The following is an 18357-nucleotide window of genomic DNA, read 5'->3' on the forward strand; positions in this document are numbered from 1 at the left end:
TAATCTTAAATCCGATTCATAATTTCTTTAAAGACTCTATCTACACTAATTAAAGGAATTCCTTTATAGTAGTCTTTTTTATATTCGTGTCTTTTCTTGGGAATTTTCACAATGTTATTTTCATAAAATTCATTATTCTCAATAACATTGCTTTTCTCAGTATATGGAAAAAAACCCAAATCTCGTTTTCCTGGACCAAAAATCCCAATCACAAACGGCTTTTCAAATCCACTTGCAATATGAATTGGAGAACTGTCATTTCCAACGACAATATCAGCCTTTGAAATCAAAGCTCCAAATTCTACAAGATTAATTTCTCCACGAAAATCAATAACATTTTTATCATTTGGGAAATTTAGAGATAGTTTTTTTTCGTCTTTTGAGCCAGTTATACCAATAAAATAATTTTTATTTTTTTTCAATCTTTCAATAATCTCACGATATTTTTCTATCGGCCACATTTTTTCTGCTCTTTGACTACCTGGTGCAACTAATATCAGTTTTTGTCCCTTATTTCCAAAGTAGCCGTGATGTTCCAAAATTTTATTAATTTTAGTAAAATTTTCTTTTGCAGGATAAATTCTAATTGGAATTTTTTCTCCTTTATATTCCACTAAATCAAGCAATCTTTCCACTTCATGCTTTTTCATATCATAATGAACTTTCTTATTTAGCAGGAACGAGCCTGTCGCTACATCAAATCCTACAATATTAGGAATTTTTGCTAATTTTGCAAGTAATATGGATTTTATAAATCTATGTGGAATTACCGCATAGTCGTATTTTTTTTGTTTTAAAATCTTTAGAACTCTCAAAAAACCTTTTATCCCTTTATCTTGCCCTTTTTTGTCATAAAGAATTATTTCATTTAAATTTGGATTGTTACTTATCACACTTTTATTTGTCGGCAATGTCAAATAATCAATTTCTGATTCAGGATACATGTCCTTTAACCTTTGTATCAAAGGCGTAGACAATACAATATCTCCAATAAATGCTGTATGTATTACCAATATTTTCATTTCTTCTCCTTTTTCAAAACCCCATTAATCCAAAATCTTCTAAAACATCCTATTTTTAAGCTTTTTTATAAATATTTCATTTATCTTTATATACAGAGTTATTATACCATATTTTAGTATTTTTTTACATAGGTTAACAGGTATATTGAAATAAAAAATATAATATGTTAGAATTGACAAAAGAAAATAAAAATTAGATAAAGGAAAAAAGAAAATGCAGGAAACTAAAAATTTAAATATAGATAATGAAAAAAATTTTTTTTATAAAACTTATGAATACAAAAATACAAAGGCTCTAAAAATATTTTTGGGATTTACAAGGGAAAAAGGAAAAAATTCTTTCGAAATTGCAAAACACTTAAAAAATGATTTTCCAGAACTTAATTTCATGAAGATAACAGAATATAAAGTCATAAAATATACACCCTTTCGCATAAAGATAGAAACTGTATCAGAAAATATAAATAAGACATTTAACAGTAACTTTATATCTTATTATAATTATCTAATCGAAAAAAATGATTTTCGTCTTACGTATAAAACGCTTGATTTATGGCTTAATTTTGAAAAAAACTTTTTTGAAAAGGAATATTATCATATGGATTTTAGTTTAGGAAATTTTTTTATAGATAAAGAAAATGGTAAAATTGCCTTTATTGATTTTGACGATATTGTAAGAAAGCCGCCCTTTTTTAGAAAACGTCTCTATTTGACAAAATCCATCAGAAGTTTTGAAGGCTCAATGAAATTCTTTTTATCGGTAAAAAACTTTTCAAAGGAAGAAAATCAGAAGATTATTGATAGACTAGAAGAGATTAAAAAGCAGTATAGCGTTGTTTCGAGAAAAAAAGATTTGGAAATGACTAGGAAAATTTTAGATAGAAAATAAAAAATATACTCAGACAGCGTCAAAAAGTTGCCTGAGTATTTTTGTTAAATGTTCTTAAATTTTATGAGATTATACTATAAAAATCGGCTTTTGAAGATTTTCTAGTATTCTAACTCCCAGTTTACCAGTAATTCTTTCCACCATTACTGTGTATCTCAAATCACCCATTAAGACTAGGTCATAGTTTTGTGCTTCATTCATAATTGTCTTGAATGTATCTCCTTTTTTGTGGATAAGGTTGTAATTGTCCCCAAAACGTTCAGCTAGGCTATTTTCATCCTCTTCTTCAACATTTACACGTAATACATCCACTTTTTGCTCCCCAAATATATGGAAGAAAGTAAATAATGTTTTATTTGCATTATAAGCTCCATCGTCAAGCAGCATTAAATTTTCTAATTTGAAATCTTCCACATTTGGTAAAATAATTAATGGTTTGAAAATACTTCTTAAAATTTCCTTTAGTACTGAAGTTACTTTTTCACTTTTTACAAGAACAAGCAAATCATATTTTTTTAACTCTTCCAGTACAATTTCAGATGTCTCTCCGTCTTTTGTGTAAAAGTTCGAAATATCAGAAGTCATTTTTTCCTTTAATTTTTTTACAGTTTTTTCCTCAAGTTCCCTGTATTCCTTAAAAGCGTAATTTGCTCCAATATTTAGTCCCATTCCTTCGATACTTACAGGAAATACCTCATATTTCAAGACATCCTTAATATAAATAACGTCAACATCAGCGTTATATTTTTGCTTGAAAACTTTTGCAAAATTAACCAATGGCTGTATTTCGTTTTCCGCCGTAACTAAAAATAATGCTTTTTTTTGTAACATTTTAACCACTTCCTTCTATATGATAATTTTTTTTATCCTATTTATTGTTCATCTTCACTCAATTCAGGCTCTTCTGTAATTTTTACCACTGAAGCAATTTTTTCATTATTTCTAACTTTCATTATTCGCACACCAGATGCCGAACGCCCTATTACCGACACGTTATTAACGCTCGTTCTAATCAATGTTCCTTCTGACGTAATAAGCATAATTTCATCATTTTCTGTGACAATTTTTACATCCACGATTTTTCCAGTTTTATCGTTAAGTTTTGCATTGATAATTCCTTTTCCTCCTCTAGATGTAAGTCTGTATTCTGATAACTTGGTACGTTTTCCATATCCTTCCTCAGTTATTGTAAGAATTCTCATTTCATCATTATTCATTTCTGAATTAATAATTGCAGCACCTACAATTTTGTCCTTATCTCGAAGAGTAATACCTTTTACTCCAGCCGCTCCAGTTCCCATGCTTCTTACATCTTTTTCAGAGAATCTAATCGCAATACCGTTTCTCGTAGCGGTAAATACTTCATCCTCGCCAGTTCCGCTTGTAAGCCCAATATACATAACTTCATCATCATCATTTAACTTAATTGCACGTTTTCCAGCTTTTTTAATATTGTCAAACAATGTCAGTTCAGATTTTTTAACAACTCCGTTTCGTGTTACAAAGAATAAGTTTTTATTTTTTTCAAATTCCCGAACTCTTATTATTGTGCTGACTTTTTCATCAGTATCTAGATTTATAATGTTTCCAATCAGTTTTCCACGTGCTTGTTTTCCAGTTTCAGGAATTTCATAAACTTTTATGCTGAATACTTTTCCTTTCGTTGTGAAAATAAGCAATGTGTCAAGAGTTTTTGCTATGTACATATTTTTTACTACATCGTCTTCTATTGTATTTGTAGCATTTACACCAATTCCACCACGTTTTTGTGAACGGTAAGTGTCAATTGCCACACGTTTTACATAACCTTTTTCTGTAAGCGTTACAACAACTTCTTCGTCCTTAATTAAGTCTTCTATACTAATTTCGGCTCTTGCATTTCTGATTTCAGTTCTACGTTCATCACCGAAATCATCTTTTAACTTAAGTGCCTCCTCTTTAATTATACCATATATTTTTAAATCGTCAGATAAAATTCCAGTTAATTCTTCAATTAATAGCATAAGTTCATTATATTCCTGATTAATTTTATCTCTTTCAAGTCCAGTAAGCCTTTGCAATCTCATATCCAGAATTGCTTTTGCCTGAATTTCTGAAAATCCAAATTTTGCAATTAATTCAGTCCGTGCAACATTTGCATCCTTTGAAGCACGTATAATTCTAATTACTTCCTCAATATTATCAAGTGCAATTTTGAATCCTTCCAAAATATGAGCCCTATTTTTAGCCTTTTTCAGCTCAAATTCAGTTCTTCTTGTAATTACTTCAAACCTATGTTCCAGATATTTTTGAAGAACCTGCTTTAAATTCAACACTCTTGGTGCATTATCCACAAGTGCAAGCATAATTACACCAAATGTATTTTGTAAATCAGTAAATTTATAAAGGCTGTTCAGAATTAATTCACTTTCCTCACCTTTTTTCAGCTCAATTACAATTCTGATACCATCCCTGTCAGTTTCATCCCGCAAGTCAGATATTCCAGTAATTTTCTTCTGTCTTACCAAATCTGCAATTTTTTCAATAAGTCTGGCTTTATTTACCTGATAAGGTAATTCCGTAACAATAATCGACTCTTTTCCAGTTTTGGAAGTTTCAACTTCCACACGCCCTGCAACTCGCAGTTTTCCACGTCCAGTTCTATACGCATCATAAATTCCTTGTTTTCCATTAATTATACCTCCAGTTGGAAAATCTGGACCTTTTATGTATGTAATCAGCTCATCAATCGAAATTTCAGGATTATCAATCAAAGCAACAATTCCATCAACGACCTCTCCTAAATTATGTGGCGGAATATTTGTAGCCATTCCGACAGCAATACCGTTTGCTCCATTTAGTAGTAAATTAGGAAGTTTTGCAGGCAATACAACTGGCTCATCCAAACTTTCATCAAAGTTCTTTCTGTAATCAATCGTATCTTTTCCAATATCCGCAAGTAATTCTTCAGTAATTTTAGCCATTCTAGCTTCTGTATACCGCATTGCCGCTGCTTCATCCCCATCAATCGAACCAAAGTTCCCATGTCCGTCGATAAGTTCATATCTCATATTAAAGTCTTGTGCCATTCTAACCATTGCACCATAAACTGAAGAATCTCCATGTGGATGGTATTTCCCCAATACATCCCCGACAATTCTTGCCGATTTTTTAAATGGAGTCTTATGGCTCATTCCCATTTCACTCATGGAAAACAAAATTCTTCTATGCACAGGCTTTAATCCATCACGCACATCAGGCAACGCACGACTAACAATTACACTCATTGAATAATCCAAATAAGCCGCCTTTATCTCATCCTCAATATAAACATTAGATTCATTTGATAAATCCGTAGCCTTAGGCAATCCTTCCATAATGATTTCCCTATCATCGTTCTCATCCATTTCCGTTATCTCTTCTTCTCTTTCATCGTCATCTCTAAAATCGTCTGACATCCTGCACCTCTTTTCTTCTCTTTTACTTTATAATCCACCTTCTCAAAATTCCACAACCTAACTTGTATATTTATCTATTAAACATCTTTTATAAAATAAATTTTTGCTAACAAATGTTATTCCTATAATTTCTATATCTTCTTCTTTTTTTAAGCAAGGGAAATCAATCGCCATTTCCCTTGCATCCCTGGCTCGTCTAAGCATTTTTTGAAAATAAAAATTAAACTCGCTTTGCTCAAACAGAAATTTTTATTTCCAAAAAATCACGACAACTTTAACCTAGTTGCAACAATTGATTTAACTAAATCAAAATCAAACAAAATTTCATTAGAAGAAAAATAGCTAAACACGAATGTATTTCTTTCACTATAATTTTTACATTAAATATCATTTACTTGAATCATTTTAACTTTTTATTGTGAACTTGTGCTTTTGGAATCTCTTTATGAGTTAAACGAATTCTATTTTTCTTTTATAAGAAAGTTTTGCATCGAGCAGGTGTGCAGAGGTATGGCGTCTGATACCTCTGCGTTAAAAAAATTAATATAAATAAAATAAGAAAAAATAATCATTAACCAAAATATCTTAAAATAAAAAATAAATTATATATCTAGATTTCTTACGTAATTTGCATTATCCTCGATAAACTTTCTTCTCGGCTCAACTTTATCCCCCATCAGAATATTAAACATCTTATCGGCATAGGAAGCATCTTCCATTGATACTTTTAACAATGTTCTTACTTCTGGGTCAAGCGTTGTTTCCCAAAGTTGTTCTGGGTTCATTTCTCCTAGCCCTTTGTAACGCTGGATTGTGTATTTTCTTCCTTCTCCTTCCAGCACTCTTGTCACTTGTTTCATCTGATCATCTGAATAGGCGTATCTGATTGCCTTTCCAGCCTGAATTTTGTATAAAGGAGGCTGTGCGATATAAATATAACCTTCATTTATTAATTCTCTTAGATGTCTGTAGAAGAAAGTTAGCATTAATGTTCTAATGTGAGCTCCATCAACATCAGCATCTGTCATAATTACGATTTTATGGTATCTTAGTTTTTTCAAATCCATTTCTTCGCCAAATCCAGCTCCAAAGGCTGTAATCATTGCTCTAATTTCAGCATTTTCCAGAGCTTTATGCACTCCTGATTTTTCTACGTTCAAGATTTTTCCACGAAGCGGCAATATTGCCTGAAATCTTCTATCTCTTCCTTGTTTTGCAGAACCTCCTGCTGAGTTTCCTTCGACTATGAAAATTTCTGATTCAGCCGGATCTTTTGAAGAGCAGTCTGCCAATTTACCAGGCAGCGATCCTACTTCCAATGTATTTTTTCTAAGTACAAGCTCTCTTGCTTTTTTCGCTGCTTCTCTTGCCCTTTTTGACATTGCCATTTTTTCAATGATTTTTTCGGCTGCCTTTGGATGATCTTCTAGATAAAATTTCAAGTTGCTTCCAACAATATTTGACACAATCCCTGTAACTTCACTGTTTCCAAGTTTTGTTTTTGTCTGTCCTTCAAATTGAGGCTCAGGTATCTTTACACTTATTACACAGACAAGCCCTTCTCTTACATCCGTTCCTTGAAACGTACCATTTTTATCTTTGATTAAGTTCATCTGTTTTGCAATATCATTAATTGTTCTTGTAAGTGCAGTTCTAAATCCGCTGACATGAGTTCCGCCTTCATGAGTATTTATATTATTTACAAACGAATAAACCGTTTCTCTTTGTGAAGTTGTGTAGTTCATTGCAATTTCCACTTCCACGAATTTTGCACTTCGCTGTTTTTTCACTGTGTTTCCATCCTCATCCACAGTTTCTACTTCCTTAGCTTCCTCAATTTGCATTGTATCAGCCATATAAATCACATCATCAACGATTTTTTCATCATCAATAATTTCATTTAAAAAGTCCTTTATTCCACCTTCAAATAAAAATTCTTCAGCTTTTATATTTTCAGCATTTCTCTCATCAGCTAGCTCAATTTTCAAGCCTTTGTTCAAATATGCCAATTCTTTTAGACGTGATTCCAGCACAGAATAATCGTAAACTGTTGTTTCAAATATCTCATCATCAGCCTTAAATCTAATTACAGTTCCGTGTGCATCATCATCTGCCACGCCAATTTCTTCCACAGGCGAAGTTGGCACACCACGCTGATATGTCTGTCTAAAAATCTTTCCATCACGTGTTACAGTTGCCTCAAGCCATTCTGACAAAGCATTTACGACAGATACCCCAACTCCGTGAAGTCCCCCTGACACTTTATAATTATCATTGTCAAATTTTCCTCCGGCGTGAAGTACAGTAAGTACAACTTCCAATGTTGATTTTCCAGTTTTGTGCATTCCCACAGGGATTCCACGTCCATTATCAGATACTTCGATAATATTTCCTTCAAGTATCTTTACAGTAATTTTATCGCAAATTCCAGCAAGTGCCTCATCCACGCTGTTATCTACAATTTCCCATACTAGATGGTGAAGCCCACGTGCTGAAGTTGATCCGATATACATTCCTGGACGCTTTCTAACTGCTTCCAGCCCTTCCAGAACCGTAATCGCCTCTGCTCCATAATTATTATCCATTATTTATTTTTCCTCCATTTTTAATATATGTTCAGTCATAAATAGAAACTTGAACAAATCTAATTTTTATCGTTAAGTTTTTTTGTTTTATTACATAAATTGTAATAATTAAATTATAAAACAATTTATTCTAAATTCAATTTATTTTTTAATATATAATTTACGCTTAAGAATAGTACTATGCTCACTATACCAGTTAATATAATTAATCCAAAATTTGCACTTATGATGTATTTTACGACATTTAGAGCTATATTTCCAGTTTTATCATATAATGACGAATTATATAGATATGTATAGACCAAAATCATTCGTTTTATAACATTTAAAATTCCTCCAATTATCATAAACAATGCAGCTCCTATTAAAATTCTGTATGATTTTGCCATATTTGCGACACTGACACAGAAAAATAAGAATAGTATCTTTTCAATTGCCCAAAAAATTAAGAAAATGATAAATAAAATTATTGTTGGAATTATATATTGGACGTCTAGTGCTGTTTTTAGATAATTTATCATTTGTATAAAATCTGGATTTTCCCAAAATTTTGACAAAACAATTTCTTCAAGTGGGATAATTAATAAGAATGTTAAAAATATTATAAAACCATTAATGATAAACCAGCTTAAGAAAGTTATTGTTTTTGCCAAAATTATCTGAGCTGTACTAATTGGAAGCGTATTTGTCAAATATCCCTCATTTCCATATACAGAGCGATAAAAACGCACTACTACTCCGTAATGTAACATTATTATAGAGCCAATAACAGCAAGCGTGTACACAAAATAAAGTGTACCTTGAAACAGCGTTACAGTGAATCGTAAATTCTGATCTATGCTTTTATTCATCAAAACAAATAACAGTATTCTTATACAAATTCCCATTATACCTAACCCAATATAAAACGGAAATATCAACTTACCAATATCAGCAAAATCATATTTAATTAATTTTCCTAAAATTTTCAATACTTGAACACCTCCCTGAAATAATTGTCAACAGTCATATTTTGTTCTTTTTTTATTGTTTCGACTTCTTGATGGAGTAAAATATTACCTTTGTTTATAAAAATTGCCTCATCAAGCACTGATTCAATATCTGCAATTAAATGGGTAGAAATGATAACAGCAGCATCTTTATCGTAGTTTTTTATAATTGTATTGAGGATATAGTCTCTTGCGGCGGGGTCTACACCCGCTATTGGCTCATCCAATAGATACAGCTTAGCTCTTCTACACATTACAAGAATTAGCTGAACTTTTTCTTTCATTCCCTTAGAGAGTAACTTAAACCTTTTGGAAGAATCAATATCCAAGTCCTTTAACATCTTTATAGCCCTATCTAAGTCAAAATCTTCATAAAAATCTGCAAATAGTCGTAAAATAGCCTTTACTGTCTTAGTATTATCTAAATAATTTTTGTCTGGCAAGTATGCAACAATCTTTTTAGTTTCTATGCCAGGATTTTTTCCATCAATTAGTATCTCTCCTTGAGTAGGTTTAATAAGTCCGTTCAGAAGCTTTATAAAAGTTGTTTTTCCACTTCCGTTTGGACCTAAAAGTCCAACAATTTTTCCAGATTTTACTGATATATTCACACTGTTAAGAGCATTAGTAAAATCATAACTTTTAGATAGCCTATTGCACTTTAAAATAATATTGTCCATAAGTATCCTTTCTATTTTGTATTGTATTTATTCATTAGTCTAGAAATTGTCATGTCATCTTTTATATCATCAATAAGACTAAATATTTTTTCTCTTGAATTTTTTACAATTTCTTTTTCTTCAGGCGAAAATTTCCCTAGCACAAAGCTTAATATTTCTTCTTTCATTTTAGGTTTTCCAATTCCAAATTTTATTCTTACAAATTCATTTCCAACATGTGAAATTATGGATTTTATTCCATTATGTCCTCCTGCACTTCCATTTTGTTTAATTTTTAACTTTCCAAATGGTATATCCATATCATCATAAATCACAAAAAGTTCTGTTTTGGGGTCAATCTTAAAAAATCTTACAGTTTCACCAATAGCTTCTCCACTCAAATTCATAAAAGTTATTGGTTTCTGATAAAACACCTTATCTCCTTTGTGATTAGTTTGTACAAAAAGTGATTTAAATTTCTCTCTTATGTCAGTTATATTATTTTTTTTCAAATATTCATCAATAAATATAAATCCAATGTTATGACGTGTTAATTTATACTGTTCTCCTGGATTTCCCAATCCTACAATTAGTTTCATTAAAATATTTCTCCTTTTTCAGATTGTTCATTTTAAATTATATCAAATTTATAAAAAAAATACAAAAAATATTTGAGAAAACTATTTAATTTTCGCTATTTAGGAGATTATTCCATAAATAAAAAAGGCGCCTTTATGGACGCCTTCTTTATTTTTGGAGAGAAAATCAACTTGTGAAAATTGATTTATCTTAGTTATATATAAATATATAGCTAAAATCATATTTATGTTTGTCTTTTGTGAAAACAATCAGTTTATTTGAAGAAATATTTTTCACAGACATAGATTAGTTATTAAAATTCTTGTTTGATTTGTTCAACCCATGCGTCAATTCTTTCATCTGTTAATTCAGATTGATTGACTTCATCTAAAGCAAGTCCTAAAAATTCCTTATTTTTTGCTGCTCTTGATTCATTGAATTCATATCCTTCAGTCGAAGTTTTCCCAATAATTGTTGCACCAGTTTTTTGGATTTCTTCATCAATGATGGCTATTCCATCCATAAACGTATCAGAAAAAGTACCTTGATCACCACTTCCGAAGTATCCTACTTTTTTACCACTGAAGTCTTTGCTTGCTAAGTCATCAACAATTGCTGCCCAGTCATCTTGCAAGTCTCCAAATCCCCATGTAGAAGTTCCTAAAAGCAATACATCATAATCTTCTAATTTATCCTCATTTCCATCAATATTAAAAACTTCGGCTCCTTCAATCTTTTCTGCGATTTTGTGAGCAATATCTTCAGTTACTCCTGTTGTTGATCCGAAAAAAATTCCTACTTTTGCCATTTTAGACCTCCGTATTTGTTAGTTTAATTTTAAATATATTTTCATATATTTATCTATTTCTGAATAGTTTTATCCAGACTTTGTATTAAATCAAAGAAATGAAATAAATTGTTTTGTTTAAAATTTCACTTTAAATTACTTATTAAATTTTTGTATATTAAGAAATATACCATATTTTACTTTGATTGTCAAATTTTTTTGATATTTAAATTTTTACTACTATTTTTTTATAAATTATTATATTTTTTAGTTAAATATGCCACATATAATAGTCTTCTTCTGTTTTTGGAATAATTCTTGCTGGAATACCTACTGCTACAGCTTCATCAGGAATATCTTTTAAAACAACTGAATTTGCACCAATTCTTACGTTATTTCCGATTACTATGTTTCCAAGCAATTTTGCTCCAGCTCCTACAGAGACGTTATTTTTGAGTGTAGGATGCCGTTTGACTTTGGATGTACTTACACCACCAAGAGTTACATTGTGATAGATAACGCAATTATCTCCTATTTCAGCAGTTTCTCCAATTACAATCCCCATTCCGTGATCAAAAAATATTTTATTTCCTAGCTTTGCGCCAGGATGAATTTCTATTCCTGTAAAAAAACGAGAAATCTGAGAAATAAGCCTTGCGAAAAGATATAATTTTCGTTTTTGAAAAAAATGGGCAATTTTATGATTAATAACAGCATGTAACGATGGATAAAGAAAAACTTCTATTTTATATCTTACAGCAGGGTCTTTTTCTGCAATATTATTTATTTCGCTTAGTAACCATTTAAAAATAATAATCACACTCCTTAAAAGTTATATGCTAAGATTATATAATAAAACTATTTTAAAAACAACTTTTTATTATATAAATTTCAAAGTATGAAAATAGGCAATTCATCCCATTCATTTATATAGAGTCAGAGAATCCTTGCCCAAGTTATCTAAGCTATGTTAATTATAAGCTATTTCTGAATGCTTCTATTGATAGATATTTTTCTCCGCCATCAGGTAAAACAGCTAATACTTTTTTCCCTTTTCCTAATTTTTTAGCCACTTCATAAGCTGCTGCAATTGCACTTCCAGAAGAAATTCCTACAAATAATCCGTTTTCTTTTGAAGCTCTTGTTGCAAATTCTATTGCTTGTTCATTAGTTGTTTTTATAATTCCATCTACAAGATTAGCATCATAGTTTCCAGGAATAAATCCTGCACCAAGCCCTTGTTGGAAGTGTTTCCCAGGTTGTTCTCCTGATAATACGGCAGAAGTTGAAGGTTCAACAGCAAATACTTGTACTCCAGATCTTTCTTCTTTCAATCTTTTTCCAACTCCTGACAAAGTTCCAGCAGTTCCAACTCCTGAAACAAAGGCATCAATTTGTGGGAAATCATTCAAAATTTCTTTTGCTGTAGTTTCATAGTGTTTTGCAGGATTTGCAGAATTTTCAAATTGTTGAGGAAGGAAATATCCGTTTTCAGATGCTAATCTTTCAGCTTCAGCAATCGCACCTTTCATACCTTTTGCCCCTTCAGTTAGAATTAATTCAGCGCCATAAGCCGCCAAAATACTTCTTCTTTCCACACTCATCGAATCTGGCATTATAATTATAACTCTATATCCTTTTGCTTTTCCTATTAGTGCCAATGCAATTCCAGTATTTCCTGAAGTAGGCTCAACAATTGTGCCACCTGGCTTTAATTTTCCTTCTTTTTCAGCTGCTTCTATCATTCCAAGAGCTGCTCTATCCTTTACACTTCCACCAATATTATATTTTTCCAGTTTTACATAAATATCAGCAATATTTTCTTCGTTTAAAAATTTTAGTTTCACCACAGGTGTATTTCCAATTAAATCTAAAATATTTTCATAAATCATTAAAATTACCTCCATATTTAATATATTGTTTTTTAAATTTGTATCTACAATTATTATAGCACTAAAATTTATTAAAATCAATAGTAAAAATTGAAAATATTTTTAAATTTTGGTTTTTACATGGATTAAATTACAAATTCATATCATCAACACTATCCAAATATTCCTTAATTTTGGGAATTACAGTTGCTAATGTTCCTTCCTCAAATGGATTTTTCAGATTGGCAGATTTCATAAGTTCAAAGAACGATTTACTTCCTCCAAGTTTACAAAGATTTAAATAATCCTGCCAGGCTTTTTCCCTATCTTCTCTTGATTTTATCCAGAATTGGAAAGCACAGACTTGAGCTAAAGTATAGTCGATGTAGTAAAATGGCGAGCTAAAAATATGCCCTTGTCTAAACCAGAAAATTCCATTTTTCAATTCATCGACTTCTCCGTAATCTCTAGTTGGCAAATATTTTTTCTCAATTTCAAGCCATTTTTCACGACGTTGTTGTGGCGTAACTTCTGGATTTTCATAAACCCAATGCTGAAATTCATCGACTGTTACGCCATAAGGAATGAATAAAAGAGCTTCTGACAAATGAATAAATTTATATTTTTCTGTATCATTTTCAAAGAATAATTTCATCCACGGCCAAGTCAAAAATTCCATGCTCATCGAATGAATTTCACAAGCTTCGTAAGTTGGCCATAAATATTCAGGCACCTCAAAACCTCGGCTTTGGTAAACTTGAAAAGCATGCCCTGCTTCGTGCGTCAAAACATCAATATCGTGTGCAGTTCCATTAAAATTGGCAAAAATAAATGGAGCCTTATGTTCTGGAATGTAAGTGCAGTATCCACCACTCATTTTCCCCTTTTTAGAAAGCAAGTCAAGCAAATTATTTTCAGTCATAAATGTAAAAAACTCATCAGTTTCTTTTGACAGTTCTTTATACATTGTTTTGCCGTGATTTAAAATCCATTCTGGGGAACCATGTGGATCAGCATTTCCAGAATTAAATTTTATAGCCTCATCGTAAAATCTAAGTTTTTCAACACCAAGCCTTTTTTCCTGCCTTTTACGAAGCTCAGTATGTAGCGGTACAATGTTTTCAAGTACTTGATTTCTGTAACCTTCCACCATTTTTGCATCATATTCAAGTCTTGAAAGCTGTTTATATCCAAATTCCACATAATTTTTATATCCCATTTTCTGTGCCATTTTAGTTCTCACTTTTACAAGCGAATCATAAATATTGTCAAATTCTTCTTGATTTTCAGCAAAAAATTGAGCCATTTTCTTTGCAGCTTCAATTCTCACGTTTCTGTCCTTAGATTGAGTGTAAGGAACCATTTGCGATAAATTAAGCTCTTTTCCGTCAAAATCAATTTTCGCACTGGCAATCAATTTTGAATACTTGCTTGATAATCTATTTTCCTCTTGTGCATCTGGAATAATTTCATTCGAGAAAACTTTCAATGTATTTTCCGCTAAGTCAAACAATAATTTTCCATATTTCTCAATAAGCTTATCTTTAAATTTTGAATTAACAAGCACTCTATAAAAATCATTCGTAAATCCAAATAGAATCGGACTGATTTCATCCATATACTCATTTTCCTTATCATAAAACCCATCATTCGTATCAATGCTATGATGAATAGAAACAAGTGTCTGCATAGTTTCGATATGGTTTCTCAACTTTATAATTTTATCAAATGCTTCAATTTGTCCTTCTACATTTTCTGACCTTTCAAAACTGTCTATTAATTCTGAAAATTGTCCTTTTATTTTTTCCAAGTCCAAATGTTTGTATTTGTAATTGTTGAAATTCATAATTTTCTCCTTCTGTATTTTTTAATTTTTGTAATTTCAGTATATCAAATTTTGAGCGAAATAACAATTTTGTAATGAAAATTTTTCAAAGATTCAAGCTATAAGACTCAAATTTCATAATTATATATTTTTGATAATCTGTTTATAGTAGTTTAAATTTATTTTAAATTTAAATTCATAAAAGTTGTATTGCTATACTGTAAAAAATCTTGTTTTTAATATTTTTAGAAATAGGAGGGACAAAATGAAAATAAAATCAGGATTAATAAAAAAAGAAATGACCATGGCAAGATGTATGGATATTTGGATAGAAAATGAACATAATTATATAAAAGAATCTACCTATGCTCTGTATTTAACTATTATTGAAAAACATCTGAAAGTTTATTTTAAAAATAGAAAAATAAGTACAATTTCCAGTAAGGATTTTCAATCCTTTATTTTGGATAAGCTAAATAATGGAAAATTAAATGGAAATGGAGGTTTATCGAGAAAAACAGTAAAGGATATGGTAACAATTCTTAATGCAGTTCTTAATTTTGCAAAAAAAAGAAAAATAATAAAAAAGGCAGAATTTGAATATAAAATTCCAAAAGAGAAGAAATCTGAAAAAATGGAAGTTTTTGATTCTGAGGAAAGAATAAAAATTTTTGAATATGTAAAAAATAATATGAATTGCCGTACAGTTGGCATACTTCTCTGTCTATGTACAGGGCTTAGGATTGGTGAAATATGTGCATTACGGTGGAAGGAGATAGATATGGCAAGAGGTATTATTAGTATAAATCATACAATACAGAGAATATATTCAAGTACTACTCAAAAAAGTAAAGTAATAATTTCTGAACCCAAAACACAAAGTTCTAAACGAAAAATCCCAATAGCAAGGGAACTGCTTCTTGTTCTGGAAAAATTCAAGTCAGAAGATAAATATTACGTCATTTCAGGAACTGAGAAATATATCGAGCCTCGAACATATAGAAAATTTTTCAAAAAAATGTTAGAGTTTTTAGAGATAAGAAAATTAAAATTTCATTCGTTGAGGCATACTTTTGCCACTCAGGCAATAGAACTTGGAATAGATTATAAAACGGTATCTGAAATATTAGGACATTCAGCTGTCAGCATAACGTTAAACCTCTATGTTCCTCCAGAACTTGACCATAAGAAAAAATGTATGAACATAATTTTTAACAATATGACACAAAAATATACAGAAAATTAAAAAAAAGTATAATTCTAAAAAAATGAAAAAATTAAGATTACAGTAAGTATAGCAATACAACTTAATAAAAATTAAATCACTCTTAGATTCGGCTTCTTTTATGGATTTTTATATGAAATACTATCTTGAATTTACTACTAAAATGTGCTATACTTAACAACGTAATTATTGTTAAAAAGAAATATGTTTGTCAATTTTAATAAAAAATTAAATATTTGATAGTTTAATAACTAAATTATACTTAATAAAATAAATGAATTACTTATTTAAGTGAGGATGAATACTTATGAAAATAAATAAGGATATTTATATACGAGTATTATATATATTTATTCTGTATATACTTTATAGTCTTTTACTAGATAAGTATGACTACATAGTAAAATACTTAACCAATTTTTTGTTTATTATATATATATTTACAAAATTTATATTTGGGCAGTTAGATTTTTATGCAGAACGTTTTAGGTTAAAGGATGTTTTCATAAATCTTGGGATTAATATTGTCTTTTCAGCAACTCTATATGCTTTTTGGAAACGTTTTGATATTTTCAATATGTTTGCAATGTTGTTTTTATTTCAAGTAATCTTTAGAAGAATAGTGTGTTCAATTTATATGAAAAAGAAGAATGTGCTTATATTTGGTTCAAATCATATAGAAAATAACATTCAACATGATATTATAAAATCTCTTGACTATAACTATGTTGGATATGTTTCTGACAATAAGAACAAGGGAACAGAATATCTTATTGGAAGTTATGGTGAGCTGGAAGAAATTATACATCAAAAAAAGATTGATATTCTTATAATTGTAAAAGATATAAAAAGTCCAGACTTTAAAAGATATATGAAACGGATTTTCGATTTAAAGATAAATGGACTTAAAATAATGAATTATGAAGAATTTAATGAGGATATCCAAAAAAAGATTGATGTAAATAAAATAAATGAGGAATGGCTTCTCCAGTCAAATGGATTTGATATTTTGAATAACGAGATGCAAAGGAATATAAAACGAGGAATGGATTTAATGCTTGCATTAATACTGATGGTCATTCTTTCTCCTTTTGCATTAATAGTTTCAATAATTATTAAACTGGAATCAAGGGGTCCTGTTATATTCAAGCAGACGCGTATAGGCGAAAATATGCGTCCTTTCAAGGTGTACAAGTTTCGAAGTATGAGGCTTCATGATCCGGATAAATATTCGAAATACACTCTAGATAATGATAGCAGAGTTACCAAGTTTGGTAAATTTATAAGAAAAACAAGAATCGATGAACTTCCACAACTTTGGAACATACTGAAAGGTACTATGAGCTTCGTTGGACCACGCCCTGAGTGGGATATTCTTGCAAAAGACTATGCAAGACAAATCAATTATTATAATCTCAGGCATCTTATAAAGCCTGGAATAACAGGTTGGGCTCAAGTGATGTTTCCATATGGAGAAAGTTTAGAGGATGCAAAAAAAAAACTTGAATATGATTTGTATTATTTGAAACATCAGGATTTCATATTTGATGTTCTTATTGTCGCAAAGACAGCAAAAGCTGTTTTTTTTGGAAAAGGAAAATAAAATAATTTTAGGAGGATTCCCATGAAAGGAATTATTTTAGCAGGAGGAAGTGGAACAAGATTATATCCTCTGACAAAATCAATATCAAAGCAGATTATGCCGATTTATGATAAACCGATGATTTATTATCCGTTATCTGTACTTATGCTTGCAAACATAAAAAATATTTTAATTATTTCTACACCAAGGGATTTGCCCGTATTTGAAGAGCTACTTGGAGATGGAAGTGATATTGGAATTCATTTGGAATATAAGGTTCAGGAAAATCCCAATGGACTTGCAGAAGCATTTTTGATTGGTGAAGAATTTATCAGTAACGATAATGTTGTATTAATTTTAGGTGATAACATATTTTATGGAAGTGGGTTTACAGGACTTGTTGAAGAAGCCTCAAAATTAAATGAAGGAGCAATAATATTTGGATATCCAGTAAAAGATCCAAGAGCTTACGGAGTTGTGGAATTTGATGAAAATGGTAAGGCGATTTCACTTGAAGAAAAACCAAAAGAACCTAAATCAAATTTTGCGATACCGGGATTATATTTTTATGATAATACAGTTGTTGAAAAAGCAAAAAATGTAAAACCATCTGCAAGAGGTGAATTAGAAATTACAGCTGTAAATGAAATGTACCTGTCTGAAGGAAAGTTAAATGTTAAGAATCTTGGAAGAGGGATTGCGTGGCTTGATACAGGGACTCATGAATCTTTATTAGAAGCTGCGAATTATGTGGAGGCTATACAAAAGCGACAAGGTTTGTATATTGCTTGCATTGAGGAAGTTGCATATCAGAAGGGATGGATATCTGATGAAAAAATGAAGAAACTTTCTGAAACTATGAAGAAAACCGAGTATGGAAGATATTTGATAAACCTTATAAAATAAT

At 30.5% G+C, this 18357-nt stretch carries 15 protein-coding genes; 4 read left to right on the plus strand and 11 right to left on the minus strand.

Features of this window, described 5'->3' with window-relative positions; genetic code table 11:
- Window positions 1–5: 5 nt before the first annotated feature.
- Complete coding sequence (locus AB8B23_RS00205; protein WP_369712951.1) at window positions 6–1022, minus strand: glycosyltransferase family 9 protein; 1017 nt, start codon at window positions 1020–1022, stop codon at window positions 6–8.
- Window positions 1023–1236: 214 nt separating this feature from the next.
- Here AB8B23_RS00205 and AB8B23_RS00210 point away from each other — a divergent pair, with 214 nt between their 5' ends.
- On the plus strand, window positions 1237–1911 hold the full coding sequence (locus AB8B23_RS00210) for a hypothetical protein (protein ID WP_369712952.1): 675 nt from the start codon (window positions 1237–1239) through the stop codon (window positions 1909–1911).
- Between the two features lie 69 nt (window positions 1912–1980).
- Here AB8B23_RS00210 and AB8B23_RS00215 read toward each other — a convergent pair whose 3' ends face one another.
- From AB8B23_RS00215 to AB8B23_RS00260, 10 genes are all read right to left on the minus strand, one after another.
- Window positions 1981–2742 carry a hypothetical protein gene (locus AB8B23_RS00215; protein ID WP_021743357.1) on the minus strand — a complete coding sequence of 254 codons (762 nt, stop codon included), beginning with the start codon at window positions 2740–2742 and terminating at the stop codon, window positions 1981–1983.
- Window positions 2743–2783: 41 nt separating this feature from the next.
- Window positions 2784–5348 carry a DNA gyrase subunit A gene (gyrA, locus tag AB8B23_RS00220; protein ID WP_369712953.1) on the minus strand — a complete coding sequence of 855 codons (2565 nt, stop codon included), beginning with the start codon at window positions 5346–5348 and terminating at the stop codon, window positions 2784–2786.
- A gap of 602 nt (window positions 5349–5950) precedes the next feature.
- Window positions 5951–7933, minus strand: coding sequence for a DNA topoisomerase (ATP-hydrolyzing) subunit B (gene gyrB, locus AB8B23_RS00225; RefSeq protein ID WP_369712954.1), 1983 nt, complete (start codon window positions 7931–7933; stop codon window positions 5951–5953).
- A 125-nt stretch (window positions 7934–8058) separates the two neighbouring features.
- Complete coding sequence (locus AB8B23_RS00230; RefSeq protein WP_369712955.1) at window positions 8059–8904, minus strand: hypothetical protein; 846 nt, start codon at window positions 8902–8904, stop codon at window positions 8059–8061.
- On the minus strand, window positions 8901–9602 hold the full coding sequence (locus AB8B23_RS00235; RefSeq protein ID WP_369712956.1) for an ABC transporter ATP-binding protein: 702 nt from the start codon (window positions 9600–9602) through the stop codon (window positions 8901–8903). The genes AB8B23_RS00230 and AB8B23_RS00235 overlap by 4 nt, the downstream gene beginning before the upstream one ends.
- An 11-nt stretch (window positions 9603–9613) precedes the next feature.
- Entirely contained in the window at window positions 9614–10180 is a 567-nt protein-coding gene (gene pth / locus AB8B23_RS00240) for an aminoacyl-tRNA hydrolase (RefSeq protein ID WP_369712957.1), read from the minus strand.
- Between the two features lie 293 nt (window positions 10181–10473).
- Entirely contained in the window at window positions 10474–10968 is a 495-nt protein-coding gene (locus tag AB8B23_RS00245) for a flavodoxin (RefSeq protein ID WP_021743351.1), read from the minus strand.
- Between the two features lie 250 nt (window positions 10969–11218).
- Entirely contained in the window at window positions 11219–11767 is a 549-nt protein-coding gene (gene epsC / locus AB8B23_RS00250; protein ID WP_021743350.1) for a serine O-acetyltransferase EpsC, read from the minus strand.
- 154 nt (window positions 11768–11921) lie between these two features.
- Window positions 11922–12839, minus strand: a complete 918-nt coding sequence (gene cysK, locus AB8B23_RS00255) for a cysteine synthase A (RefSeq protein WP_369712958.1) — start codon at window positions 12837–12839, stop codon at window positions 11922–11924.
- A gap of 130 nt (window positions 12840–12969) precedes the next feature.
- Window positions 12970–14664, minus strand: a complete 1695-nt coding sequence (locus tag AB8B23_RS00260) for a M3 family oligoendopeptidase (protein WP_369712960.1) — start codon at window positions 14662–14664, stop codon at window positions 12970–12972.
- A 244-nt stretch (window positions 14665–14908) separates the two neighbouring features.
- On the opposite strand from AB8B23_RS00260, the gene AB8B23_RS00265 reads away from it, so the two are divergent.
- From AB8B23_RS00265 to rfbA, 3 genes are all read left to right on the plus strand, one after another.
- Window positions 14909–15889, plus strand: coding sequence for a site-specific integrase (locus tag AB8B23_RS00265; protein WP_369712961.1), 981 nt, complete (start codon window positions 14909–14911; stop codon window positions 15887–15889).
- Window positions 15890–16175: 286 nt separating this feature from the next.
- A complete protein-coding gene (locus AB8B23_RS00270; RefSeq protein ID WP_021743346.1) occupies window positions 16176–17471 on the plus strand; it encodes a sugar transferase in 1296 nt (431 codons plus the stop codon).
- Between the two features lie 21 nt (window positions 17472–17492).
- The gene (gene rfbA, locus AB8B23_RS00275; RefSeq protein WP_021743345.1) at window positions 17493–18356 is read left to right on the plus strand and encodes a glucose-1-phosphate thymidylyltransferase RfbA; all 864 of its coding nucleotides are present in this window, start codon (window positions 17493–17495) and stop codon (window positions 18354–18356) included.
- Window position 18357: the final 1 nt, after the last annotated feature.

Origin of the sequence: Leptotrichia sp. HSP-342, from assembly GCF_041199995.1 — a bacterium.
Taxonomy (GTDB): Bacteria; Fusobacteriota; Fusobacteriia; order Fusobacteriales; family Leptotrichiaceae; genus Leptotrichia; species Leptotrichia mesophila.